We start from the raw sequence: 24568 nt of genomic DNA, 5'->3' as shown, positions 1-24568 counted from the left end.
GTGAGCAAACGCTATTAAAAGGGAAAGGATACTTATAATTATTTAATTATGAAGTTTTCAATAAACTTTAAGATATCTTTTTTATTCTCATTAGTTAAGGTTTTTTTGTCATAGCAAATGTCTACATCCATCTGAAGTAGATAATGTAAATCAAATAGATGTTCTTTTGTAGTAGGAATCTGACTTTCTACTCCGTCTTCTTCATCTATAATATTTATGAATTTGGGTACAAATGAAGTTATAGGTATTGTCTTTGAAGAATTAAAAGGATCATTAAAAATATTACCAGGTATTTTATGAATAGCTTCTTTTATCTGCTCTTCTTTTTCTTCATTTGTTAAAGTTTCATCATTTTCGATAAGTGGATAGTTAATATAACCAGCTAGATAGGAGAGATAATTAAAATGAATATCTAACCCTTCAGCTATTTTCTCTAATATTTCTGCTGATGGTTTTTTATGACTACCTGTCTCTAATTGAGATAAATAAGGATGCGATATACCAGTCAATTCTGCTGCTTTTCTTAATGAAAGTTTTTTGTCCGTGCGAACTTTTCGTATATATTCACCTAATTCTATTTTAATCACCTTCTTTTATTTATTTGTCTAAATTTTACTTTAGGGTGGTAGTTATGTCAAACAAATTTAAAATAATGGTTGACGATACCAAACGGTAGATTGTATACTATGACCAAGCAAAGAAAAAGTTGGTGAGCAAAAATGATTGAAATAAAATTGAAAGATGAAATAACAACTAGGCTTTTAATCGCCAAAACAGGTAAAAGCTTAAGAAGTTTTTCTAAAGAAAATGGTTTCTCTCATGCTTATTTAAGCCAAATTTTAAAAGGGGATTGTAATCCATCACCAGTAATAGCGACAAAAATTTCTAAAGGTTTGAATCTCAAAATAGAAGATATTTTTTTTGTTAAAGTGGTTGGTGACAGCAAACAAAGTGAAAGGGAGATTCAATATGGAATTAGCAACAATTAATGTCGATGTTGACCAAAAGCAGTTGCGTGATTACATCCAAAAGAAAATTGATGAGAGTATCCATCAAACCTTTTTTACAATTGATATTAATAAAATGGCTGAATTAACATGCATTTCTAAATCAAGTCTTGAACTTGATATACTCCAAGATCCGAGAGTCAAACAATTCGAACGTCGTAAACCCGGTGGAAAAAGATACTGGTTTTATGAGCCGACGATGGAAGCAATTAAACAGATTATGGATTCTTGGTAGAAGTAGAAAATTAAATCAAAAGCGTGAGCAAACGTGAAAATTAGAAGTTTTATCAAATTTAAAAATAAGTAATTTTTTTGATATTCAAAGGGTTGAGGTGAATACATGTGGGCGAAGTATCAGTTAATAAATTAATGTCAGCTGCTGAAATACGTGAAGACAAGTTACATATCATCTTAGAAAAAGCGGAGAACGGTGATTCAAAAGCAATCAAAGTTTTAGAAGAAATTAATCGAATATTAAAGCAAGTATGATATTTACTTTTAAAAACATTATTAAGAGAAAAGGAGGTGCTCATTTTTGAAAGTTACCATGCCGCACTATATAACAATAATTGATGAAATGTTACCTGGAGCAAAAATTATCAAGTTAACTGGATATGCAAATGGAAATCAGGGGTATCAAAAAGCGAAAACGCCAGTATGTAAGTGGAAAGATAGCCAGGGATTAGATGATTTAGAAATAAATAAATGGATAAACCAAGGCGGATGGATTGGAGCAGTTATTCCCCAGGAGCGGATTATCATAGATGTGGATGACCAGGTTCAAGGAGAACTTGTGAAAGATTTGCTTGAAGGAGAAAACAGGCATCACCATTCGATTAAAACACCAAACGGATGGCAGTTCGTTTTTGCAGCTAAAGAGAAAAGGACACAAGACATTAAACAGATTACGAAATATTTCTCTCAAATAGGTGTAGTTATTGATACCCGTACAGCTGGAGCAGGATATATTGTTTTTCCTACAAACAACACAGAAGGACGCTATATAGCAAATAATAGCATAGATCAGCTGGACGAATTACCACACTATTTAATACCTGTTAGAAATACAGATAAATCTAAAGATTATATGTTTCCAGTACCTATAGAAAGCTCAGGTAGCAGAAATGACACAATGTATAAGTTTGCTACGCATTTAAAAGCGTGGAATGTTTCTAACGAGGAAATAATGCAGGCAATGGAGCTTATATATGAGTATTTTCTTTTAGATAAAACTGATTTTCCTTATAACGAATTAAAGAGCCTTACGCAGTCAGCTATTCAATGGAAACCAGACCAGACAAAAAGACAGCATACATCTGACAGTAATTTTGAAACACATGCCGAAGGTAAAGACGAAAATAAAATCATTCCTAAGCCTTTTAAAGTGGGAAATAAAGGTACACTTTTTGAGACGAGAGAGGATAAGGATGGAAATGAGATAACAAAACTCGTATCTCGCAAAACACCATATATTACAAAGGAATTCCACAACATAGAGCGTCCACAAGTACTTTATGAAATTGAATGGAAGGAAAGTAATAGAACTGTAAGTGAAGTTGTGCCAGCTTCTACTATTGCTGTTAGAAAAGAATTATTAGAGCTAAGTGATAAAGGCTTTTCCGTTAATGATAATAACGTTAAAAAAATCATTACTTATTTTGACCAATATCTATTGATTAATAATATAGAACAAAATTATGCGGTAGAGCGTTTAGGGCATATAAAGGATACTTTTATCCATCCTTTAGTTACTAAAGATGTTGAAATTATGGCGATAGATCATGGTGAGAAACAATTACTTGAAGCCTTTGAGGTGAAAGGAACAAGTGATACTTGGAAAAAAGAAGTGTTTGAACGAATTAAACAGAATCCCAAGGCAGTATTTTTTGTTCTTTCTAGTTTTGCGAGTGTCATTATAAAGGATTTACGCTTGCAACCTTTCATTGTTGATTTAAGCGGAACCACCTCACAGGGGAAAACTACTACATTAAAAGTAGCCGCAAGTGTTTGGGGTAATGAAAGCTTAATGAGTGAATGGAATGCTACAAAAGTATCTATTGAGAGAAAATCAGCATATTTAAACAGTTTTCCTTTATTAATGGATGATACACGAAAAGCCGATGAACGTATTTTAAAAGATGTTATTTATTCTTTCAGTGGAGGACGTTCAAAAGGAAGAGGAAGTTTAAAAGGAAGTCAGCGGGAGTATACTTGGCATAATATTTTACTAAGTACAGGTGAAGTTTCTCTAAATGAGTACGCTAAAAATCAAGGTGGAGCGGCTGCAAGGATTATCCCATTAATTGACGAGCCATTAAAGAAAGATCATAGCAATATCATGGGACTTTATGAAGCAATGGAAAACAATTATGGAGCGATAGGAATAGAGTTCTTAAAAGTTTGGTTGAAACATAAGAAGGAGCTTACTCCAGAGTATCACAAGTTTAGAAAACACTATGTAGATAAAGCGAAAGGTAATGAAGTATTAAGCCGATTAGCTGGATATTATGCAGCAGTTCATTTTACAGGCAGTATATTGAAAAACAAAATGGACTTTGATATTGATCTAAAAGCCATTTCCTCATTATTTGATGATATAGCAGAAGAAAATAAATCCATTGATAAGCCACTTCAATTTTTAGAAGAGATACTTACGGATTTGGATAGTAGTAGACAAAATATATTTTATGATTATATGCCTAAAATTATTAAAGCAATCTATAAAGATAAACAAAGACAGTTGTTTTTGACCCCAGCTTATACTACCGATTTCTTAGGTGTTGAAGAAAAGCAAGTAAGGCGTGAATGGTTAAAGAGAGGCATGACAATTCCAGTTGAAAAAGGAAGTAAAGTAGTTGATTACAAACTTGTAAGCCATAAGGGAAAGAAATTTAATGGTATACCGTTAAATATGGAACTTGTAGGAGAACTAGGATTTGACTTTTATGAAGCTAATATAGATTTTTCAGATTAGTAGTAATAAGAGTAATAGGGAATTACTTTATTTAAAATTTCTTATTACTGTTTAAAACCCTTATAAATCAAGGGGTGAATCAGTAAAAGTAATAAAAGTAATAAGAGTAATAAGGATTTTGATATATACATGTATTTAAAAAAAGAAAATAAAACCAGTTTATATATGTAAGTGTTTTGATTTTAAAAATGTATTACTTTTATTACTGATAAGTCAAATCCCTTGTGGGAGTAAGGGGAAATAAGGTAATACGTCCAAAACCTTATTATTACTCGTACTACTGATATTTTATAGAAAAGGCAATAAAGCTTAGAGCCGTAAGCATTTCAAGGTTTTAGCAAAAAGTAATAAACATGTATTACTAAAAAAATGGAGGTAAGTAAATGGCAACTAAAAAAGCTCCAATTGTATTAGCGATTGAACGTGATGAAAAAGGAAATCTTAGTACATGGTGTCAATACTGTAGAAAGTTTCATCATCACGGAACAGGTGAAGGACACAGGGATGCACATTGTTTTGAGGAAGATAGCCCATATATTCGTACAGGCTATGTCCTTAAGAAGATGAAGTTATCGGGTAAAGAGGTTGTTACAAAGAGTGAGCCTAAGTAGGTGATACGTAATTGGTTTGCCTTAAAGATTATCAAATGTTAGAAGAAGAGATCACTTATTTGGAATACAAGTTAAATAGAATACATGCTGAATTAAAACGTCAGAGCAAATGGGGTAAAGATATATTATTAATTAATACAGGCAATGAAGAAACAGAAAAGATAATGGATCAACTTAAGAAGAAACTCACATTTAAGAAAAAACAATTGCAACGGCTCGATGACATATTAAGTAATTTCAAAAACTTAGAACAACAGATACTTAAGCTGAAATATATTGATGGAATGACGTTAGAAGGCATAGGATTCAAATTAAATTACAGTACGCATTATATTAAAGTGAAACATGCTGAGATTATGAGAAGAATCAAGTTTGCAGAGAGATTAAAGGCAGGAGGATAAAGAACTTTGGAAGGAAAATAAAATATTTTAAAAGCTATTTAATTAATTAAACAAGAATTGAATTGTTCATTTGTAAACAAAAATTAAAAATAAATTTTTCTATAACACCCCCCCCATCTAAATATAGAAACAATTTTGCTGGGGGACCGAGCAACGCGGGGGGGAGATTTGTCTTTTTATTTTTTGCTTTTCGCGCGTGAAAAATAGAGAAAAGGCCAAAAAAAGATGCTTTCCTATTTTTTGAGGAAAACATTTATGTTTTTAATCGGTAAATTAAATTGTTACTTATGAACCTATAAACCGCATGAAATCAACGTTTGTTTCGTTGGATTTAGATTATCGCAACTCAAATATAAACGTCAAATAGTGATTTTTATTTAAAAAAATAATAAAACAAGTGATGAAAGGGTGATGAAAGTATGATTTCAAATGAAGACAAAAAACAAACAGCTTATGAAATGTATAAAAGCGGAAAGTACTCATTTAAAGAAATCGCAGCAGAATTAGAAGTCAAAGAGAGTACGCTAAACAATTGGCGTCACCGTTACAAGTGGGTAGAACTATCGGCAAATGTAGATCGTCAAAAGCTTTATGATTTATTGATGGCTAAATTGAAAGATAAAGGTCTAGAAACCGAAATGCAATTCGTAGACATGGTGAATACGTACATGAAATTTTTCGATATCAAAAACAAATTGATTGAAGATATTGAAGAACGCGGCGTATCTGTAATGGGTGTAACGGGATCAGTCAAAAAGAATGATTCTATTTCAGAATTAACAAAAGTTATCACGTCTATGTCAAAGTTGTTGGAGTTTTTAGGTATCGACATTGAAGAAGCTGAAGACGATGAAGAACTTTATATATAAATAATAATATAACAGGAGGTCATGAAAACATGGCACATTTAGAGAATAGTTTAAAATTGAAAGAATTATTTTATCAACAAATCAAAACAGAAGAAAGAAGCCTTCCGGTCCTGGAAAAGCTAAAATTAGCGGAAGAGTGTCAAAGAAACGTTACGTCACGTGATGAATATGACCACATTACAAAGATTGTTGAAGAACTAAAAAAAGAATATGCAGCCGAAAGGAAATTCGGTTACACACCAACGGTTATTTTTAGCGAAGAAGAAAAAGCCCAGGCGGCGAAAGTGATTAAGAAAGATATCAAAGAAATGGACAAACGTTATATCGAGTTACGCAAACGAAAAGATGACTTAGAAATGTCTATTGCTGATGAAGTTGCCGCTATTAATGTAGAACTAAATGAAATGCATGAAGCTCACAGAAAGTTAATGCATTGTAACGAGACTTACGGAGGATATTACTGTGAACTATATGAAATGGTTACATCTACGAAATCGGAGGTATTACGATAATGATTACAATATATGAAAAAATTCTATCGGCACGAGAAAGAAAACATGCTTATCATACTTATGATATTGAACTAACGCCGCTAACAGATGCAGGGAAAGTATTATTCGGTCGTATGGACTTATTAAAGGAAGAAAGGGACGAACAACTTAAAAACTGGTTAAAGAACGCTTTATCACGTAACAAAAGCAACTTCAAACCTAATGACAAATATACTTTTTACTATGATGATCCGAACGAATCAGAAGATCAGCGAGTAAATGAAGTGTTACGTTATGTAGAAAACAAGATTTATAGAAAGTGGGAAACAAGTACAAAATGGGGTAATTTAAAATCTCCTAAACTTGGAGTCGACTATTCAGTGAACATTGGAAAAAGAGTTGACATGATCGACGCGCCGCAAAGGTCAGGTTCGAGACAAAAACCGTTAAAAAATCCAGCGATTGATGCAGAAGGAAAAGAAGTAACCGATACATTAGTTACTGAAGGTTAACGCTTGAAAAAAATTCAGATGGATTAGAAATTGAAATTATGAGAGAAATGTATACGAATGTTAATGAAGTAGGATTGAAATTATACAACCTTCTTGATGGGTGATTAATTTATCTAGAGGGTAGAACCGACTGTGTATCGTTTGTAGATTGAATAAGATAGTTATAAATATATTATTCTAACAGAATTAAAATTATTAAAGAACACTGATTAATTAAAATTATGCAGTGTTCTTTTTTATTAAAATAGAATCAGTTCATCCAGCTGAGGAAGGAATATGAAGAAAATAATGAAAAAATAAAAAGTTGTAATATATTAGAATATTATGTAGAATTTTTCTAAGGGGCTTTGTAATTATTTGTAATAAAGGGGAGGGAAAGCGATTGGATTTTAAATATGTACCTACTTTTAGGTACAGAAGCCAAGAAAGAAAAGCTCTTAATTCAACATCTATTAGCAATAAAATTTTACCGTTAATTGAAATTGTTACTGAAAAACCTACACAAAGGAGTAAAAAGGATTCTATAGAACAATTATTAACGGATTTAAAAGATACAAATACAAGTGTGATGATAGACATACCTATGTACATTAGATTACGGAATAATACTATAGGTAATGTTCGAAGATACTTGACACCAGTTTTAGCAAACCCCCAAACTAGAATTGATATTCTAACAGATAGTAGACTTGTAGATAGTGATAAAGTTATCCCTGTGATAACTTATAATCCAAACGATACATACATACCTAACTATCTTGCGCTTCAAAATCAACAACTAAGAAAATATTATAATCAACTTGCTTATAGGATTTACCCAAATGAATTTAGCAATGCTATGAAGGAATTAGTCAACATTGTTACAGAAAGGGATATTATAATACTCGATTTAGATGAAACTCCGCACACGCACCCTGCAAATGATAATTTGTATAAAAGTGTACAACAGTTAAGTTCATCAAAAAAATGTAAGAGTGTAATACTAAGATCGGCTATTCCAAGAACTGTTTCAAATGTGAGTTTAAATCACAATGCTATTATTCAAGAGGCTGATAATAGTTTGTTAACTGCTTATAGTTCACTTGGTTTTTCAGCATTTGGGGATTATTGTGGAGTTAAAAAAGATGAATTAACTGATGGTGGGATAATAAGCCCTGGTTATATTAAGTATTCATGGGACGATAATTCTTATTATGGATTTAAAGGTATAAAAGAACAGGCAGATACTTTCGAAAGTATGGTAGCTCCATCCATAGTTTCTTCTCAAGTATGGAGTAGTTTTACGAAAGTGCACAAAGATAATTGTCGAGGATGTAAAAGTATAGATGGAATATACAATAAAATTAAAAAAGGTAAAAGCCAACCTGAGTGGAAAGGTTTCGCATGTGGCCATTACCTTTATACTATGGAGGAATTTTTATAATATACCCAGTAAGGATCAGCTTGTGTTGAGAAAAAAGACTGAATATCCACTGGCATAATTTTTTCAAAGTGATTACAAAGGTAGCCCCAATTTTTATTATATCTTTTTTTTAATACCTTCTTATAGAGGGTATTAATTTTTTTATAATTTACTTTCTCGACAATTATTTCTTCTTTTACCTTTTTATTAGAAACAATATTGTCAATTTTACTTGCTTTTATAATCCAATCTAACTCTTTATTTGTTAAAGTTGAAAGTTGTGCTTCTGGTTTCATATTGTCACTTTTTAACGCCTTTTTTCGGAAACTAAATTTACAAACACCATGTTTTAAATTATAGGTAATTATTCCGCAATGCTGCGGGACTAAGTCAGTGACCTTTTTTAAATGTGAAGGATGAATAATGACATAAACATACTCAAATACCTTTGAATAGTCTGTAATTTGTTTATGTAATTTATCCAATGTGTCTAGTTCTGTCTTTATTTCATATGCAATAGACTTACCATTAATCCTTCCGATATCTAACCTACTTGAATTTATTTTTAATTCAAATACAGTAATTTCATTAAGGCGATTAAGGTGATTTTTAATAAAATTGTATTTTATGGTAATTTCACCAGGGAAGTATTTCATAACCAACTCATTTATAATAGCGTGACCAACTACTGTTCGTTTAAAGGGTTTTATTTTATCAAATACGTCATTTGGAATTATTTCTTGTATGTTAGTCCAAATTTTAGAATCGAAGTCAAAAGGGTTATATGATGAGTAAAGGAGTCGAGAGACTCTCTCTAGTTCATGTTGAGGTAAATTCTCTTCTATAATTGTTAAACATTTACGTAGCACCTTTCTATCCTCCTTTTCTAAAAGCCTTTCTCATTATAAATTCATTTATGTATTTTTTCTATAAAAAAGTTTTATTAACCTTTAATTTTATGCTTTAAATTACTCTATGTTATATAAAATAGATGTGATATTAATAAGTCGGCTTAATAGTTAAATTATACCAATTAAATGTGGAGACTGTAAATATTGCGTTTTATAAATTGATTAAAGGTATTAACATACGACAAAACGAACTTATCCATATTCAATAAAAAGCTTACTTAGTCGTATAATCAGTAAGCTTTTTTGTGTAGTATATGTTTATTTATTACATAAAGGTGTAAAAGAAGGGACACTTGCTAAATTTAGAAGTGATAATTCTAATGTTTTTATTCACTTAAAAAATCAATAATGCCATGTTTAATGTGCGTTTTACAGTATTGACCAATTAAGGCGTTCTCTGTTGAGAGCGTCTTTTTTATTTAGTAAGTTGATACAATCCTTCCAACATTTACTTGCTGTACTTTTGTGTGTTAGATTAAATTTAGATAATAAAAAGGGAGAGAGAGTATGGAACGAGCGATTGGAATTAGAGTAAGTCCTACAGAAGTTTATTATACTATTTTGCAGATGGATGAGCAGGGGGCGGTTGATTATGTCAATGAATCTCTTATTATTCCTAAAGCATTAGACATTCCAAGGAAATTATCATATATAAGGACAAGTCTATTTTCATTAATATGTGAATATGGAATTACAAAGGCGGGTTTACGAATAGCAGAAGGAATCTCGCAAAATAAAGATCCTTTCCGAGTAAATATTGAAGGGGTTATTCAAGAGTTATTGGCTAATAGTACTGTAAGCTACTATTTTACAGGAAGATTAGATACAATTGGAAGTAAGTTAGGGAAGCATAAATCTCTTATAAAAGAATGTCGAGATGCAAAAAAAAATGAATTTAATATTCCTGGGTGGGAAAAATTTCATGCGAATCATCGAGAGAGCTTTCTTGTAGGATATGCCACTATTTATAAAGAAGATGGGGCGGGAGACGAGTGATTGTTTTAGAACACATAAAAGCGAATTTATCATTAGAAAAAATTAAATCTATAGGAGGAGAGGGTAGAAATTCTGAAGTCTATATTATAAAAGATCCACAATTAAACGCTCTATTAGTCGCAAAAGAAATAAAAAAAGAGTCTCTTGATGTGGAGGAAATAAAAACTTATTTTCTTGAAGCGCAATTGTTAAATGATGCTAGTCATCCTCATGTAATGCCCGTTCGTTATGCGGCAGAAGATGAGGAGAAAATATATATTACTATGCCTTATTATGAAAAGGGGTCTATTAATAGTTTATTGAACGAGAGAATGCTAACTGTGAGAGAGATAATAAAATACTCACTTGATTTTTTAAGTGGGTTATTATTTATTCACATTAAAGGCATGCTTCATTTAGATATAAAGCCAACTAACATAATAATTAATGATTCAGATAGGGCAATAATAACTGATTTTGGCTTGTCAAGGTACTTAAATGAATACGGTTTAGCGGAGCAAGGATTCGGTTATAATAAGCATGTTTCTCCGCAGTATTTTGAGACTTCTTCAAGAACTATTCAAGACGATATCTATCAAGCAGGCGTAACGCTATATCGTATGTGTAACGGTAATGAAGAATTTGAGAGACAATTTAATAATTATTGTACGGATGATGGTATTGACTACCCTCGTTTAAGAGAAGGGCTATTTAATGAAGAGTTTCCAAATAGAGAAGTGTACTTACCACATATTCCTAAAAAAATAAGAAACATAATTTCAAAAAGTATGTGTGCGGATGCTTCACAAAGGTATTCCAATGTATTAGATATGATCAATGACTTGAGTCGGATTGACGAAAAGTTAGATTGGGAGTATAATTATAATACAGAAGAGAACATTCGTTCTTGGTTTTTGGATACGGAAAATAATCAGTACACCCTGAGCTTATGTGAAAATAACGGAGGGTATTTAACTAATGGTTTGAAATTGTTTAAGAAGAGTGGAAAGACAAATCGGGTTTCAGAGTGGAACAATGTATATACTTCATTAGAAGAAGCGTATAAGGGCATTGAAAAGCTTTTAAACAAATTGAAAAATTGACGTATAATGTAAGGAGAGGGTGATCGAGATGTTGTTTAGGGAATCAAATCAATTGTCTAGAAGATTTTTAGCAAATAAACATCAAAGCGACTCCATACACCAGCGTTTAATTTTAAATAATTCTACTGACTTACGCAATAACATTCAAATCAAGGATTTACAAAATGGTTTTATGCGGATTAGTCCACTAGATGAGTCAAAAAAATATAGTGAAAAGTAATTAGTTAAGTACTTTTTATTTACTATTTAACAGATTAAGGCCATACCTAGGTATGGCTTTTTATTTTACAAGAAGCATCTTTTGAATTGAATAAAGAAGGAGAGATAATACTTTGGATAAACTTATAAAAGAAATTATGAACAGTTTAGATAATAAAAATTATTTATCTGCTTTAGCTTTAACACTTACACTACCTGATATTTGTGGAAAGATTGCATATTCTGAAACTAAGGGAGTAGGGAAAAGATATGCTCAATGGTATAACGAGTATATACATAAATTCGAAAATCCTGATGGAATTGAAAATGTAGATAGATTTGATGGTGATGCAGTTTATAAGTTGCGTTGTAATTTTCTTCATGATGGATCTAGTGATATTAGAGAGTATATGAGAGAGAAGTATAATCAGACAGAATCTAAGGATTTTGTTTTCGAGTTAACAGATACTATAACTTCCTACAGCAAGTCTTGGGAAAACAATGAAGATGATTGTAGTATAAGAATTAAAATAGGAGTAATCGACTTTTGTCGTAAAATGTGTTTAGTCGCTGAGAATTTTTATAATAAAAACTCGAAACAAGATATTTTCAATAATATTATTATATCTGATGATTTATATAAGGTTTTGCGGCTTAATGTTTCAAATGAAGAGTAGGAATACAAATAATAGTTACATAAGGCTATGTTTAAATAACGTGGCTTTTTATTATGTAATAAAGGGTGATTACAATTATCCTGTTTTATACTATGCTGTAGCTTTTAAAGGGATTAGTATAACTCAAAGCGAACTTATCCAAATTCAAAAAAGCTTACTGAGTATGCGATTCAGTAAGCTTTTTTATTAGGTAGAGCAGCTGGAAAATAGAGTGCTTAAATATTCATTAACCTACATGTAGGCTGATTTTTAATTTTATCAAAGTTCTTCGTCTTCTTTAAATATAACCAACTGATTTTTATGATATAATGACGCGCGAATATTTAAATATTTATTGCTGATTTTACTCTGGCTTGCTGTGCATAATGCACACACTACAATATGCTGACCTGGTTCAAAAGTAATAGAAGGTATATCGCTTTCATTGCACAAAATAGAAACAGAAGGGATTTGTTCCACATCTTTTTCTGTTTTACCAAATTTGAGATTTACAGCATAACGATCTCCTTGTTTAAGAGGTCTTATGTCTCTTACTACACCTTCAATGCAAATAGGATGTCTTTTAGTCTTAAGAGTTTGCAAATAGTTATAAGCATCTAGGTACTTTTCTTGATCATAATAGAAATTGGACCATTTGATTTTCTTTCCGTACATTTGAATTTCGATGATGGATTCTAATTCATTTGAATTGTCATCTTCTACCGCTTTTCGTAGTTCAAGAACTTTTATCATTGTTGCTAAATAGGAACTTAGTTTCCCTTTGGAAACATACTTCCTATCTTTTTTTGGAGCTGCAGTTCCGTCATTATTAGTGAAATTATTACTTTGCTTACCTAAATCCCTTAATGGTTCATGAATCATTGTTAATCGGAAGGTGAATTTATTTTTCTTTATATTTTCTAAAATTTTATCATCGGAGTCCTTAGCTATTTCAGTAACTTGTCCTAATGTATTATATTTGCACCCTTCCCTATGTTCTAACCTTGGTTTTCTTGTGAAATGAGTTGGAACTGGACTTTCAACTCTTTTATAACTATTTTTATGAGCCACGCCTATCCTACAAATATGACATTCTAATCCAACTTTTAATTCTTGATGCTGTTCGACATATTTAGCTGTTACATCCTCTTGTTTGATTGTTGAGTAAGCTTTTTTCATTTTTACTGCCATTTTTCATCCTCCTAACAAATAAAATTTACCGACAAAATAATGTAAAGTTATATATAATATTTTAACATTATTAAGATATAGGGTGTTTAAGTTTGGAAATTGATATTTTACATGGGAGAATGAAAAATACATAATATTTGAAGGTAATATTTGGAGTTGAGTTATAAATTTAAGAGATAAACGGAGAGTTTCCTTAGATATGAGTAGATTCTTTTTTATTTAATTTTAGCGGATTATGATAGAAAAGTTGTTCTGAAAGATGGTAAATTACGAACCATACTAACTTACAAAGGAAATAAAAAGAAAAAAGGCAAAAAATCATGAATGAAAGGGAAAATTGTAATGAATATATTACCTGGTGTGCTTCTTTTTTAGAAACGTCAAATGAAGCAGAAAAAACATATTATCAAAATATATCTTACAGAAATCAGCGCTCTATATGGGGGTTAATTGATAAATATATTGAAGAAGAAAATAAATTAATTGAAGAATTAATGTAGTCACATTCGACCAAGTGTGCTCTTTATTATGTATTAGATGTATATGGGATTGAACGTGGAAAGAACCGAGAATATTAGATAATTAGCCAAGTAAAAAAAATGAACGATTACGAAAATATTCGTTCATTTTTTATCCTATTTTTTACGTTAAATGTAGTTCATAATCTCCGTTAATAGTGTTTGGTTTTCCAAACATTTCTTCGTACAGACTAACATGTTTTGAAAATCCATTTTTTAATGCAAAGTGGTAACCTTCTTTAGTTACGACTTGCTGTAATACTAATCGTTCAAAGCCTTGTTCTTTAGCGAATGTCTTAAACCATTCAATAATAATACTCCCCTTACCTTGATTGCTTGGGGTAATACTTATAGCGGTGATCGCCAAGTATGAATTGGTGGAAAATTCACTTCTAAGGTTAATGGTGACCTTATGTTCTTTAGAAGAAATATTTAAAGCATACTTAGAAACCCCTTCCATGAACATTATTTCATCTTGTACCAATTCGTCTAATAACATTTTTAATTTTTGAAAGTCTTGTACATGAAGAGGGATCTTGGTGAATTTTTCTTTCAAAACAATTAACTCCTTTTAATTTGATTAGAATAAATATCATTATATCTGAAATTGTAAGAGTGTGTGGGGAAATTAGCATTTGCTCACGCTTTTTTTATTTCAAAAGTCCCCCCAAAAACCTCCCCCAACTAATTAATTTTATTTAAGTTATTTTACAAACCATAAGAACAGTAAAAAACCCTAGAAAAGGCGTTATAATAACGTTTCTAGGGTTTTTAATACTAGTATCTACAAAGCGATTGAATTAACGAGAGTAGAACTCTACGATTAATGCTTCGTTGATTTCAGCTGGTAACTCAGAACGCTCAGCGTGACGAGTGTAAGTAGCTTCTAATTTGTCAGCATCGAAAGTTAAGTATTCTGGTACGAAGTTGTTAACTTCGATCGCTTCTTTAACAACAACAAGGTTGTTAGATTTTTCGCGAACGCTGATAGTTTGACCAGGTTTTACACGGTAAGATGGGATATCTACGCGAGCGCCATCAACCATGATGTGACCGTGGTTTACTAATTGGCGAGCTGCACGACGAGTGCGAGCTAAGCCCATACGGTAAACTAAGTTGTCAAGACGAGCTTCAAGAAGGATCATGAAGTTTTCGCCGTGCTTACCAGGCATTTTACCTGCTTGGTCAAATGTGCGACGGAATTGACGCTCAGTCATGCCGTACATGTGACGAAGTTTTTGTTTCTCTTGTAATTGTAAACCGTATTCTGAAAGTTTCTTACGTTGGTTAGGACCGTGAGGACCTGGTGCGTAAGGGCGTTTTTCTAATTCTTTTCCTGTGCCGCTTAGAGAGATTCCAAGACGACGAGACAGTTTCCAAGCTGGACCTGTATAACGAGCCATAATTGACTCCTCCTTTAAAATGTTTTTATTTACGTAAAATAAAAACAGACGTAATCGATATTTACGGGCATTTTGTTTTCATGTACCTTCGCTCCAGCAGCAGGGAGTTACGAGATACACCTCCGTAGAGGAACAAAATACAAACGATAAACTCACATTACAAGGCTGCCTTTTTATTTTACACAAACGCTATTATATCTTTTACCCAGAGTTTCGTCAAGCGAGTACGTTTTTGTTTTATGCATATAAATTTTGGAAATGAACAAGAAGGAATTTAAAACGATATAAAAGAAGTGATAGAAACACAAATAAAACGCTTACATAAAATGTAGTAAAAAATGTTCATTAATTTTTTGTTGATGAATATGCGGCAGTAAAAACATAAAAGGGGATGTTTTTATGAAAAAGAAGCATATGGAGACAGCGTTAATTCATCACGGGTATACATCAGAGGAACATAAAGGAAGTTTAACACCACCTTTATTTCAAACATCTACATTTACATTTGAGACTGCGCAGCAAGGAGAGGCGAGTTTTGCGGGAGTGGATCCATCTTATATTTACTCAAGACTTGGAAATCCAACTGTAAAGTTATTTGAAGAACGTATGGCGGTGTTAGAAGGAGGAGAAGAAGCACTTGCTTTCGGATCCGGTATGGCAGCTATTTCTGCAACGTTAATTGGCTTTCTAAAAGCTGGAGATCATATTATTTGTTCAAATGGATTATATGGGTGCACGTACGGATTTTTAGAAGTGTTAGAAGAGAAATTTATGATTACGCATTCGTTTTGTGATATGGAGACAGAGGCTGATATTGAAAATAAGATTCGCCCAAACACAAAGCTTATTTTCGTTGAAACACCGATTAATCCAACGATGAAATTAATTGATTTAAAACAAGTCATTCGGGTTGCGAAGCGAAATGGTTTACTTGTCATTATTGATAATACGTTTTGTTCACCTTATTTACAAAGACCACTTGAGCTTGGTTGTGACGCAGTTGTGCATAGCGCGACGAAATATATTGGCGGTCACGGCGATGTTGTGGCGGGTGTAACGATTTGTAAAACGAAAGCATTGGCTGAAAAAATTCGCCCGATGCGAAAAGATATCGGGGGTATTATGGCGCCGTTTGATGCATGGTTATTGTTACGCGGATTAAAGACGCTAGCGGTAAGGATGGACCGTCATTGTGATAATGCAGAAAAAATTGTATCGTTCCTAAAAAATCATGATGCGGTAGAAGGTGTTTGGTATCCAGAAGGGGAGTTAGCATCTCGCCAAATGAAACGGGGCGGCGGCGTAATTTCTTTCTCAATTAAAGGCGGGAAAGAAGAGACGCAAGCGTTTATTAATGACCTTCACTTTATTACAATTGCGGTAAGTTTAGGAGATACAGAAACGTTAATTCAGCATCCGGCAACGATGACGCATGCTGCGATTCCAGCTGAGTTAAGACAAGAAATGGGTATTTATGATAATTTAATACGTTTATCAGTCGGTTTAGAATCGTGGGAGGATATCGTTTCTGATTTAGAACAAGCGTTAAAGAAAATATCTACTGTTAGTAATCAATAAAAAAAGAGCTAGCTATCGGTTTCGTACGTGATGTACGCAATTGATAACTGGCTCTTTTTCTTCTACATATGTTTTAGGAGTGTTTCCACAAACTTTTCTAAATAGCGCTGATCTACTTCATCGAAGCGATTTTTTTCGGGACTATCAATATCAAGTACACCAATGACAGTTCCTTCTTTCACGATTGGTACGACGATTTCTGAATTTGAAGCGCTGTCGCAAGCGATATGTCCTGGGAATTGATGAACGTCTGCTACAAGCTGTGTTGTTTTCGTTTCAGCTGCAACGCCGCAAACGCCTCGTCCAAATGGAATGCGTACGCAAGCAGGCATTCCTTGGAATGGTCCAAGAACAAGCTGATTTCCTTCTGTTACGTAAAAGCCAACCCAATTCACACGATCTAAAAATTGGTTTAATAATGCGGACGCATTTGATAAGTTTGCGACTACGTTTAATTCGCCAGTTAATAATGCATCCAGTTGTTTAATTACTGTCTCATATTGCTGCACGCGAGATCCTGCATAACTTTCCTTAGTAAACATGGAAACAGCTCCTTTTTTATCGAGATGTGTAAAATATTAGCAAAATACGATGTATTTCACATGACTTTGTCGATAGAAAATTAAAGGAATTTGTCTTAAAAGTCAAGAAATTTAAACTATAGCTGTTCAGTGAGAGGAAGTGAGCGCATGAAACAGACGAAACAAAAAGTAATTGATGCGGCAATATCGTTGTTTAATACGAAAGGTTATGATGGAACGTCGGTGCGAGACATTGCAAAGCGAGCGGATGTGAATGTAGCGAATATTTCATATTATTTTGCTGGAAAGCAAGGCCTATTAGAGCAGCTTATTACTAATTTTTTAGAAGGGTATATTCATGTGATTGAAACGTCCTTTGAACAGAGAGAATATTTGTCGGCTAAAGATGTGATGGTGCAAATGGTGCGCGGGATTTTACGATATCAATTTGAAAATAGGGAACTGACACGTTTCTTTTATCGAGAGCTGTCGCTTGATACGACATTAATTCGCGAAGTGATGACTGTTTATTTTTCTAAAGAAAGATATTATATAGAACAAATCATAAAGCAAGGACAAATGAAACGAGAGTTTAAGAAGGTATCTTTTACAATGTTTATGACACAATTAAAAGGCATGATGAATATGCCGTTTTTATATCCACAATATATATCAGAAGTGCTGCATTCTTTTCCGTCTGAGACATTTTTCATAGAAATGTACACGAAGGAAATTGAACAATGGATGGAACAAACATTATGTATAACGAATATGTACCAAGAATGGCCAAGAGCTGTTCATATGTGAGAAATCCCCACCTAACGAACTGAGGTGGGGATTTCTGTGCTTTCTTTTCTTTGCCATACATTGTTGCATAATAGTGCGATAATTGTTAATGAGGCTCCGGTAATTTCAACTTTGTCGACTGTATAACCTCGAAAGATGGAACCGATAAGTGCAAGTACAGGAACTAGATTCATAAATAATATGCCGTTAATAGATGAAATGTAGCGATTTCCTGTGTTCCAGCAAAATACAGCGATAACACCTGCAATAATCGACATATACAAGAGTTCAAAACGAACGTTCATAATTGTACGTAGTGACGGTACAGTAATGACTTTTGTGTAAGTGAAGAAAGTGACGAGAACGATGAGTGAAATCGAGCCGAATAAACAAGTTAACGTCGTGTATCTAAGTGGTGACCAAGAGTGAAAACGAGCACCGCCGTTCGTGTAAATGACCCAGCAAGTCACGCCGCATAGCATAAGTATATTTGTTGTGAGGTGACTGGCAGCTCCAAATAATAAGTGAATATTTCCCTTTGAAATAACAAGCATAACACCGAGCAGTGCAACGAACATACAAAGGAATGTATAGTTTTGTGGGCGTTTGTTTTTCGTTATCCACTGCAATAATAAAGCGATGAGTGGCATAAGAGATTGAATCATCGCGGCATGGATGGCTCCAGCAGGTCCGGCAAGTTGTTGACCGTAAAAAATGAGAAAACCATATCCAGCGAAACCGACAGTTCCGTAAAAGAATAAAGAAAGTGTTCTTTTCTCTAAGCGGAGTGAAGTTTTCCCTTCAGTGATGAGTAGCAAAATAAGAAAAATAATAGCTGCTGATCCGTATCGGATAGTTGTGAAAAAGAACGGATCGATAAACTGCAGGGCATTTGCCATGACAGGAAACATGAACCCCCAAGAAGTGACGGCAAGTAGGCATAGGAGGGAGCCAAGTAGCATTTGTTTTTTATCCAAGAGTATCTTTCCCCTTTACACTTCGTTATAGTAAGTTGATGAAATAAGTATAAAGAGTAATTGTTTATAGAAGGAAATATCGATTTTTTATGACAGTTATAACTTTTTGTTAGAGGTGTGTACGATGGATTTAGAGGCAGTACGATCGTTTATTGAAGTAAAGAATACGCGAAGCTTATCCAAGGCGAGTAGGCTTTTACATATTTCTCAACCGGCGCTTAGTAAGCAAATTCAAAGATTAGAAGCGGATTTAGAGGTTACTTTACTGAAGCGTTCCGCGCAAGGAGTGGAGTTAACGGAGGCTGGGGAGTTATTTATAAAAAGAATGTTACCGATTTTAGAACACATATATGAAGTGAAAGAAGAAATGAAAAATTTTCAAGAAAAGCGGAAAATTTCTATAGGCATATTGCCGAGTTTAGCAGCACATTATATATCGAAATGTAATGATGTGTTAGGTGAAGGATTCGAAGTAGAATGGAAAATTGAGCATACGAAAGTATTAATGGGACTCTTTAAAGATCGAAAGATTGAAGCAATGTTCATCGATTCGGTAGTAGAAGGCGCTGCGTGTATAAAAGAAATACGAGAAGAAAAAATTGTTTGTGTCGTTTCAAATGATCATCTTTATAAAGAGAAAACAGTAATCCGAATGGAAGATTTGCAAAATGAAAAGTTAATCGTATATCCAGAAATTTGTGATGTAAGAAAAATGATTACGAATATGTTTCAAGGGATAGGTGCGAAACCAGTCATTGCATTTGAAACTTCTTATGCAGAACCGATGCTTGCGATGGTCGGTGCTGGACTTGGTATCACGTTACTTCCAGAAATGTCAGTAGAGCAAGCGGTAAGCCAAGGAAATGTGCATGCGATTTCTGTTGAGCCGCCACTTGTGCGCAAAATTTATTTCGCATCTCATATGGAAGAAGGCCATTTAGTGCATTCATTTGATGATGAGAGGTAATCCAAACGGAATATTGAGAAAGATTACAATTGCATTGAAAGAAACATGAAATTTTAAAAAAAACTAGGTCAAAAACAAACCATTACATGGTATGATTAGTACATTGTTAGTTGTTAAATATAGGGGGATTCCCTTTTTATACATAATGCCTTCCATTTCATAAACGGAACGGACAAAAAAAGAGATATAACTAGGAGGCTTTTTTGCATGGATTCTATCCTGACGATCGTTATCATTGTAGTAAGCTCTATTCTAGTGCTGCTCATGATAGAGCTTGTGATAAGAAATCGTTCATATAAAGATATTGAAGCACTTGAGCAGTGGAAACAAGAGATAAAAGATAAACCTGTGGCAGATGAACTAAAGCGGGTAAAAGATCTAAATATGACGGGTCAAACAGAAGAACTGTTTGGTAAATGGCGTGAAGAATGGGATGAGATTGTATCAACAACCCTTCCGAAAGCTGACAAAGATTTAGCGCAAGCGCGAAAATTCGCCTCGCAATTCTCCTTCCGAAAAGCAAAGCATGCGATGAATGAAACCATAAGTGGTTTAGATGACGCTGATAATCGTATTACAGACATTTTAAATGAATTACAGCAATTGTTAGAAAGCCATGAAAAAAATAGCTCAGAAATTGAAGGGTTACGTGATACATATCGTAGTATGAAGAAGAGTGTTCTTGCTCATAGACATATGTATGGAGCAGCGGAGCAGAAAATTGAAGAGATGCTAGACGCTGAGTCTGAGAAATTCAAAAGCTTTGAAGAAGCAACAAATAATGGTGACTATTTAAAAGCGAGAGAAATTGTTATTAGTTTGGAAGAAGGTTTAGCAGATTTAGAAATCATTATTCACCAAATTCCAGATTTATTGGTAGAGTGTCAAGCGACGTTACCAGTTCAGCTGGAAGATTTATTACACGGACATAATGATATGGTAAGACAAGGTTATGTATTAGAGTATTTGGAAATCCCTAAAGAAGTTCGCGATATGAAGAAACAACTACAAATATGTTTAATGGATATACAGGAGCTTCACATAACGGAAGCGGCTGAAAAAGTAGAAAGCTTAAAAACGATTTTAGATGGCTTCTATGATCAACTAGAACAAGAAGTACATGCGAGACATTATGTGGAGCAAAAAACACTTTCTGTTTATGAAGATTTAGAAGAAATTCGCACTGAAACGATTGAAACAAAAGCAGAAACACAGCTTGTGAAACAAAGTTACCAGTTACAAGATAAGGACATTGAGTCTCAAAAAGTAATTGAAAAGCAAATGCACATTTTAATGAAACGTTTTGAAATGTTGCAATTACGCGTTGCTGAACAAGATATTGCCTTCTCTATCATTCGTGAGGAACTAGAAGAGATTTATGAGCAATGTGAAACATTAAAAGTACTTCATGCAGAATATAAAGAAATGCTGCAAACGATGCGTAAAGAAGAATTTGAAGCGCGTGAGAAGTTACAAGAAATGCGAAATACTATTTTCGAAACGAAACGCTTTATGCAAAAGTCGAATTTGCCAGGTCTTCCAGAGAGTATTATGGAAGATTTAAAAAGAGGACAAATGGCAATGCAAGCTGTATATGAGCAATTAGAAGTGAAGCCGTTAAATATGAATGCTGTAAATAGCAGTTTAGAAGAAGCGTACAAAACTGTTAATGGTGTAGCTGAAATGACAGAAGAGTTAATTGGACAAGCGTATTTAGTTGAAAAATTAATTCAATATGGTAATCGTTACCGCAGTCATGATGAAAACCTTGCAGAGAGCTTAAATTACGCGGAGAAATTATTCCGTGAATATCAATACGATGCTGCTTTAGAGCAAGCGGCTTCTGTACTAGAGCAACTTGAGCCTGGCGTTGTTCAAAAAATAGCTGAATATGTAGACAATGAACAAACCCTTTCATAAGGGTTTGTTTTTTTGTGTAATTTTGCAGGCGATGTTGCTATAATGAATAGCGGAATACAGTAAGGTTATTCGTTTTAAAATATAACGGAACCTTTTAGTAGTCTTAGCGTAATGACACGTATTTGTGATATGATTATATGATGTGACAGCGCTGAAAGGGGAAGAACGATGATCTATTTTGATAATAGTGCGACGACAAAGCCATATCCAGAAGCTCTTCAATCGTACGTAACGGTTGCAGGGAAATATTTTGGGAATCCTTCTTCTATTCATTCGCTTGGAGGAGAGGCAGAGCGTCTATTAACACAATCAAGAACGATTGCAGCGCAGCTTCTTCACGTTAAACCTTCTGAGATTATTTTCACATCAGGTGGAACGGAAGGGAATAACCTTGCGATTAAAGGGATAGCGATGAGGAATCGTTCGCGCGGTAAACATATCATTACAACAAATATTGAACACGCGTCTGTGTTTGAAGCATATAAACAATTAGAAGATCTCGGTTTTGATGTAACATATTTACCGGTTAATGAGCATGGTGTTGTATCGGTAGAGGATGTAAAACGAGCACTTCGTGAAGATACGATTCTTGTGTCAATTATTCACGTAAACAACGAGACTGGAGCAATTCAGCCTGTTGCCGAAATTGGAACATTATTATCGAATTATCCGAAAATAAGATTCCATGTGGACCATGTGCAAGGGATAGGAAAAGTACCGCTTAATTTATATGCTTCTCATATTGATCTTTGCTCAATATCTGGACATAAATTCCACAGTGTAAAAGGAACGGGTCTTCTTTATGTACGTGATGGTGTAAGGTTAGATCCAATTTTATCAGGTGGTCAACAAGAGCTGAAGTATCGCTCTGGTACAGAAAACTTACCTGGTATTGTAGCGATGGTGAAAGCACTTCGCATGACGATGGAACAAGTGAAAGAAAAGGTAGCTCATTTGCAAAGTTTACAAGCAGAGCTTGTTCGTTTCTTTAAAGAGATGGAAGATGTAACGATTAATACGTCGCTTGCATACGCAGCACCGCACATTTTAAATGTATCATTTGTAGGTTTAAAACCAGAAGTGGTCGTTCATGCTTTAGAAGAACACGGTGTATATGTATCAACGAAGTCTGCTTGTTCTTCAAAAGCAAATGAAGTGAGCAGAGTGTTAGTGTCAATGGGAGTACCGCATGCGGCTGCTGCAAGTGCTATTCGCATTAGTTTGGCACCAGAAAACACGATGGAAGAAGTAAAACAATTTGAAGGTATTGTGAAAGAAACAATGCCAAAATTATATGAAGTGATGAGGTAAAGGAATATGATGACATATGAATATATTTTAGTTCGTTATGGAGAGATGACAACTAAAGGTAAGAACCGTTCTAAATTTGTAAGCACATTAAAAGATAATGTGAAGTTCAAACTGAAAAAATTCCCAAATATTAAAATCGATGCAACACATGACCGTATGTACATCCAATTAAATGGTGAAGACCATGAAGCGGTATCTGAAAGACTGGAAGATGTATTTGGTATTCATAAGTTTAACTTAGCGATGAAAGTACCATCAGAATTAGAAGATATTAAAAAAGGTGCATTAGCAGCTTTCTTACAAGTAAAAGGTGATGTAAAAACATTTAAAATTACTGTACACCGTTCTTATAAGCATTTCCCAATGAGAACGATGGAATTATTACCTGAGATTGGTGGACACATTCTAGAAAATACTGAAGATATTACAGTAGATGTTCATAATCCAGATGTAAATGTACGTGTAGAAATTCGCAGTGGTTACAGCTACATTATGTGCGACGAGCGTATGGGAGCTGGCGGTTTACCAGTTGGCGTTGGCGGAAAAGTAATGGTACTTCTTTCTGGTGGTATCGATAGCCCAGTAGCAGCGTACTTAACGATGAAACGCGGCGTATCAGTGGAAGCAGTTCACTTCCATAGCCCACCTTTCACAAGCGATCGCGCGAAACAAAAAGTAATCGATTTAGCACAAGAGCTAACGAAATACTGTAAACGTGTAACACTTCACCTTGTTCCATTTACAGAAGTGCAAAAAACGATCAATAAAGAAATTCCATCTAGCTATTCAATGACAGTTATGCGCCGTATGATGATGCGTATTACAGAGCGTATTGCAGAGGAGCGTAATGCACTTGCAATTACGACTGGTGAGAGTCTTGGACAAGTAGCAAGCCAAACGTTAGATAGTATGCATACAATTAACGAAGTAACAAATTATCCAGTTATTCGTCCGCTTATTACGATGGATAAATTAGAAATTATTAAAATTGCTGAAGAAATTGGCACATATGATATTTCAATTCGTCCGTACGAAGATTGCTGTACAGTATTCACACCAGCAAGCCCAGCGACGAAGCCGAAGCGTGAAAAAGCGAATCGTTTTGAAGCGAAATATGATTTTACACCATTAATCGATGAAGCTGTAGCGAACAAAGAAACAATGGTATTACAAACGGTAGAAGTAGTGGCGGAAGAAGAAAAATTCGAAGAACTTTTCTGAAACCATAAATTACCATATCTAAATCGTGTATGAAGTCATGTTATTTATCACACTCTATACTCACA

At 33.9% G+C, this 24568-nt stretch carries 27 protein-coding genes; 20 read left to right on the top strand and 7 right to left on the bottom strand.

Annotated elements, in window-relative coordinates; genetic code table 11:
- Nucleotides 1-38: 38 nt before the first annotated feature.
- Nucleotides 39-587 (bottom strand): helix-turn-helix domain-containing protein, encoded by a 549-nt coding sequence (locus tag COL05_RS26965; RefSeq protein ID WP_098670820.1) that lies wholly within the window; start codon nucleotides 585-587, stop codon nucleotides 39-41.
- Between the two features lie 132 nt (nucleotides 588-719).
- On the opposite strand from COL05_RS26965, the gene COL05_RS26960 reads away from it, so the two are divergent.
- The 10 genes from COL05_RS26960 (at nucleotide 720) to COL05_RS26920 (ending at nucleotide 8288) form a co-directional block, all read left to right on the top strand.
- Complete coding sequence (locus tag COL05_RS26960; protein ID WP_098670819.1) at nucleotides 720-989, top strand: helix-turn-helix domain-containing protein; 270 nt, start codon at nucleotides 720-722, stop codon at nucleotides 987-989.
- Nucleotides 952-1242: a hypothetical protein gene (locus COL05_RS26955; protein ID WP_257152602.1), complete on the top strand. Its 291-nt coding sequence runs from the start codon at nucleotides 952-954 to the stop codon at nucleotides 1240-1242. Before COL05_RS26960 ends, COL05_RS26955 begins: the two co-directional genes overlap by 38 nt.
- A 107-nt stretch (nucleotides 1243-1349) precedes the next feature.
- Nucleotides 1350-1496, top strand: a complete 147-nt coding sequence (locus COL05_RS31560; RefSeq protein WP_179098830.1) for a hypothetical protein — start codon at nucleotides 1350-1352, stop codon at nucleotides 1494-1496.
- Between the two features lie 46 nt (nucleotides 1497-1542).
- The gene (locus tag COL05_RS26950) at nucleotides 1543-3981 is read left to right on the top strand and encodes a DUF927 domain-containing protein (RefSeq protein WP_098670818.1); all 2439 of its coding nucleotides are present in this window, start codon (nucleotides 1543-1545) and stop codon (nucleotides 3979-3981) included.
- Nucleotides 3982-4364: 383 nt separating this feature from the next.
- Complete coding sequence (locus COL05_RS26945; RefSeq protein ID WP_048375994.1) at nucleotides 4365-4592, top strand: hypothetical protein; 228 nt, start codon at nucleotides 4365-4367, stop codon at nucleotides 4590-4592.
- Nucleotides 4593-4603: 11 nt separating this feature from the next.
- Entirely contained in the window at nucleotides 4604-4993 is a 390-nt protein-coding gene (locus tag COL05_RS26940) for a transcriptional regulator (RefSeq protein WP_098670817.1), read from the top strand.
- Between the two features lie 419 nt (nucleotides 4994-5412).
- Nucleotides 5413-5862 carry a terminase gpP N-terminus-related DNA-binding protein gene (locus COL05_RS26935; protein ID WP_098670816.1) on the top strand — a complete coding sequence of 150 codons (450 nt, stop codon included), beginning with the start codon at nucleotides 5413-5415 and terminating at the stop codon, nucleotides 5860-5862.
- 29 nt (nucleotides 5863-5891) lie between these two features.
- Nucleotides 5892-6374, top strand: a complete 483-nt coding sequence (locus COL05_RS26930; protein WP_098670815.1) for a DNA repair protein Rad50 — start codon at nucleotides 5892-5894, stop codon at nucleotides 6372-6374.
- Complete coding sequence (locus tag COL05_RS26925) at nucleotides 6374-6865, top strand: hypothetical protein (protein WP_098670814.1); 492 nt, start codon at nucleotides 6374-6376, stop codon at nucleotides 6863-6865. Before COL05_RS26930 ends, COL05_RS26925 begins: the two co-directional genes overlap by 1 nt.
- A gap of 382 nt (nucleotides 6866-7247) precedes the next feature.
- On the top strand, nucleotides 7248-8288 hold the full coding sequence (locus tag COL05_RS26920) for a beta family protein (protein WP_180233483.1): 1041 nt from the start codon (nucleotides 7248-7250) through the stop codon (nucleotides 8286-8288).
- Here the strand turns inward: COL05_RS26920 and COL05_RS26915 are convergent.
- Nucleotides 8264-9136, bottom strand: coding sequence for a sce7726 family protein (locus COL05_RS26915; RefSeq protein WP_098670812.1), 873 nt, complete (start codon nucleotides 9134-9136; stop codon nucleotides 8264-8266). The genes COL05_RS26920 and COL05_RS26915 overlap by 25 nt on opposite strands.
- A gap of 549 nt (nucleotides 9137-9685) precedes the next feature.
- Between COL05_RS26915 and COL05_RS26910 the strand changes: the two genes are divergently transcribed.
- The 3 genes from COL05_RS26910 to COL05_RS26895 all read left to right on the top strand — a co-directional run bounded on the left by COL05_RS26910 (nucleotide 9686) and on the right by COL05_RS26895 (nucleotide 12131).
- Nucleotides 9686-10174, top strand: coding sequence for a hypothetical protein (locus COL05_RS26910; RefSeq protein WP_098670811.1), 489 nt, complete (start codon nucleotides 9686-9688; stop codon nucleotides 10172-10174).
- Nucleotides 10171-11256, top strand: coding sequence for a serine/threonine-protein kinase (locus tag COL05_RS26905; RefSeq protein WP_098670810.1), 1086 nt, complete (start codon nucleotides 10171-10173; stop codon nucleotides 11254-11256). The genes COL05_RS26910 and COL05_RS26905 overlap by 4 nt, the downstream gene beginning before the upstream one ends.
- Before the next feature lie 332 nt (nucleotides 11257-11588).
- Nucleotides 11589-12131 carry a hypothetical protein gene (locus tag COL05_RS26895; protein ID WP_098670809.1) on the top strand — a complete coding sequence of 181 codons (543 nt, stop codon included), beginning with the start codon at nucleotides 11589-11591 and terminating at the stop codon, nucleotides 12129-12131.
- Between the two features lie 258 nt (nucleotides 12132-12389).
- On the opposite strand, the gene COL05_RS26890 is transcribed toward COL05_RS26895, so the two are convergent.
- Complete coding sequence (locus tag COL05_RS26890) at nucleotides 12390-13301, bottom strand: hypothetical protein (protein ID WP_098670808.1); 912 nt, start codon at nucleotides 13299-13301, stop codon at nucleotides 12390-12392.
- Nucleotides 13302-13621: 320 nt separating this feature from the next.
- On the opposite strand from COL05_RS26890, the gene COL05_RS26885 reads away from it, so the two are divergent.
- Entirely contained in the window at nucleotides 13622-13801 is a 180-nt protein-coding gene (locus COL05_RS26885; protein WP_098670807.1) for a hypothetical protein, read from the top strand.
- Nucleotides 13802-13943: 142 nt separating this feature from the next.
- On the opposite strand, the gene COL05_RS26880 is transcribed toward COL05_RS26885, so the two are convergent.
- Entirely contained in the window at nucleotides 13944-14375 is a 432-nt protein-coding gene (locus tag COL05_RS26880; protein ID WP_098670806.1) for a GNAT family N-acetyltransferase, read from the bottom strand.
- Nucleotides 14376-14619: 244 nt separating this feature from the next.
- Entirely contained in the window at nucleotides 14620-15222 is a 603-nt protein-coding gene (rpsD, locus tag COL05_RS26875) for a 30S ribosomal protein S4 (RefSeq protein WP_000135312.1), read from the bottom strand.
- Between the two features lie 399 nt (nucleotides 15223-15621).
- Here rpsD and megL point away from each other — a divergent pair, with 399 nt between their 5' ends.
- Nucleotides 15622-16800, top strand: a complete 1179-nt coding sequence (gene megL, locus COL05_RS26865; RefSeq protein WP_098670805.1) for a methionine gamma-lyase — start codon at nucleotides 15622-15624, stop codon at nucleotides 16798-16800.
- A gap of 62 nt (nucleotides 16801-16862) precedes the next feature.
- On the opposite strand, the gene COL05_RS26860 is transcribed toward megL, so the two are convergent.
- Nucleotides 16863-17342, bottom strand: coding sequence for a GAF domain-containing protein (locus tag COL05_RS26860; protein WP_098670804.1), 480 nt, complete (start codon nucleotides 17340-17342; stop codon nucleotides 16863-16865).
- Nucleotides 17343-17489: 147 nt separating this feature from the next.
- Here COL05_RS26860 and refZ point away from each other — a divergent pair, with 147 nt between their 5' ends.
- Nucleotides 17490-18128, top strand: a complete 639-nt coding sequence (gene refZ, locus COL05_RS26855; protein ID WP_098670803.1) for a forespore capture DNA-binding protein RefZ — start codon at nucleotides 17490-17492, stop codon at nucleotides 18126-18128.
- 11 nt (nucleotides 18129-18139) lie between these two features.
- Here refZ and COL05_RS26850 read toward each other — a convergent pair whose 3' ends face one another.
- Nucleotides 18140-19084 carry a DMT family transporter gene (locus tag COL05_RS26850; protein ID WP_098670802.1) on the bottom strand — a complete coding sequence of 315 codons (945 nt, stop codon included), beginning with the start codon at nucleotides 19082-19084 and terminating at the stop codon, nucleotides 18140-18142.
- A 124-nt stretch (nucleotides 19085-19208) separates the two neighbouring features.
- On the opposite strand from COL05_RS26850, the gene COL05_RS26845 reads away from it, so the two are divergent.
- From COL05_RS26845 to thiI, 4 genes are all read left to right on the top strand, one after another.
- The gene (locus COL05_RS26845; RefSeq protein ID WP_098670801.1) at nucleotides 19209-20051 is read left to right on the top strand and encodes a LysR family transcriptional regulator; all 843 of its coding nucleotides are present in this window, start codon (nucleotides 19209-19211) and stop codon (nucleotides 20049-20051) included.
- Between the two features lie 207 nt (nucleotides 20052-20258).
- Nucleotides 20259-21971, top strand: a complete 1713-nt coding sequence (ezrA, locus tag COL05_RS26840; protein WP_098670800.1) for a septation ring formation regulator EzrA — start codon at nucleotides 20259-20261, stop codon at nucleotides 21969-21971.
- Between the two features lie 168 nt (nucleotides 21972-22139).
- Nucleotides 22140-23282, top strand: a complete 1143-nt coding sequence (locus COL05_RS26835; protein ID WP_000638965.1) for a cysteine desulfurase family protein — start codon at nucleotides 22140-22142, stop codon at nucleotides 23280-23282.
- A 6-nt stretch (nucleotides 23283-23288) separates the two neighbouring features.
- Complete coding sequence (thiI, locus tag COL05_RS26830) at nucleotides 23289-24503, top strand: tRNA uracil 4-sulfurtransferase ThiI (protein WP_098670799.1); 1215 nt, start codon at nucleotides 23289-23291, stop codon at nucleotides 24501-24503.
- Nucleotides 24504-24568 lie beyond the last annotated feature (65 nt).

The sequence above is a fragment of the Bacillus sp. AFS059628 genome (genome assembly GCF_002571225.1).
Taxonomy (GTDB): domain Bacteria; phylum Bacillota; class Bacilli; order Bacillales; family Bacillaceae_G; genus Bacillus_A.
This window is presented reverse-complemented; position numbering and strand designations above follow the sequence as displayed.

Bases quoted from the DNA above. Each gene is read 5' to 3' on its own strand.
- COL05_RS26935 (WP_098670816.1), top strand. From the start codon at position 5,413: ATGATTTCAAATGAAGACAAAAAACAAACAGCTTATGAAATGTATAAA.
- rpsD (WP_000135312.1), bottom strand. From the start codon at position 15,222: ATGGCTCGTTATACAGGTCCAGCTTGGAAACTGTCTCGTCGTCTTGGA.
- COL05_RS26925 (WP_098670814.1), top strand. From the start codon at position 6,374: ATGATTACAATATATGAAAAAATTCTATCGGCACGAGAAAGAAAACAT.
- refZ (WP_098670803.1), top strand. From the start codon at position 17,490: ATGAAACAGACGAAACAAAAAGTAATTGATGCGGCAATATCGTTGTTT.
- megL (WP_098670805.1), top strand. From the start codon at position 15,622: ATGAAAAAGAAGCATATGGAGACAGCGTTAATTCATCACGGGTATACA.
- COL05_RS26845 (WP_098670801.1), top strand. From the start codon at position 19,209: ATGGATTTAGAGGCAGTACGATCGTTTATTGAAGTAAAGAATACGCGA.
- COL05_RS26890 (WP_098670808.1), bottom strand. From the start codon at position 13,301: ATGGCAGTAAAAATGAAAAAAGCTTACTCAACAATCAAACAAGAGGAT.
- COL05_RS26960 (WP_098670819.1), top strand. From the start codon at position 720: ATGATTGAAATAAAATTGAAAGATGAAATAACAACTAGGCTTTTAATC.
- COL05_RS26860 (WP_098670804.1), bottom strand. From the start codon at position 17,342: ATGTTTACTAAGGAAAGTTATGCAGGATCTCGCGTGCAGCAATATGAG.
- COL05_RS26885 (WP_098670807.1), top strand. From the start codon at position 13,622: ATGAATGAAAGGGAAAATTGTAATGAATATATTACCTGGTGTGCTTCT.
- thiI (WP_098670799.1), top strand. From the start codon at position 23,289: ATGATGACATATGAATATATTTTAGTTCGTTATGGAGAGATGACAACT.
- COL05_RS26835 (WP_000638965.1), top strand. From the start codon at position 22,140: ATGATCTATTTTGATAATAGTGCGACGACAAAGCCATATCCAGAAGCT.
- COL05_RS26910 (WP_098670811.1), top strand. From the start codon at position 9,686: ATGGAACGAGCGATTGGAATTAGAGTAAGTCCTACAGAAGTTTATTAT.
- ezrA (WP_098670800.1), top strand. From the start codon at position 20,259: ATGGATTCTATCCTGACGATCGTTATCATTGTAGTAAGCTCTATTCTA.
- COL05_RS26930 (WP_098670815.1), top strand. From the start codon at position 5,892: ATGGCACATTTAGAGAATAGTTTAAAATTGAAAGAATTATTTTATCAA.
- COL05_RS26945 (WP_048375994.1), top strand. From the start codon at position 4,365: ATGGCAACTAAAAAAGCTCCAATTGTATTAGCGATTGAACGTGATGAA.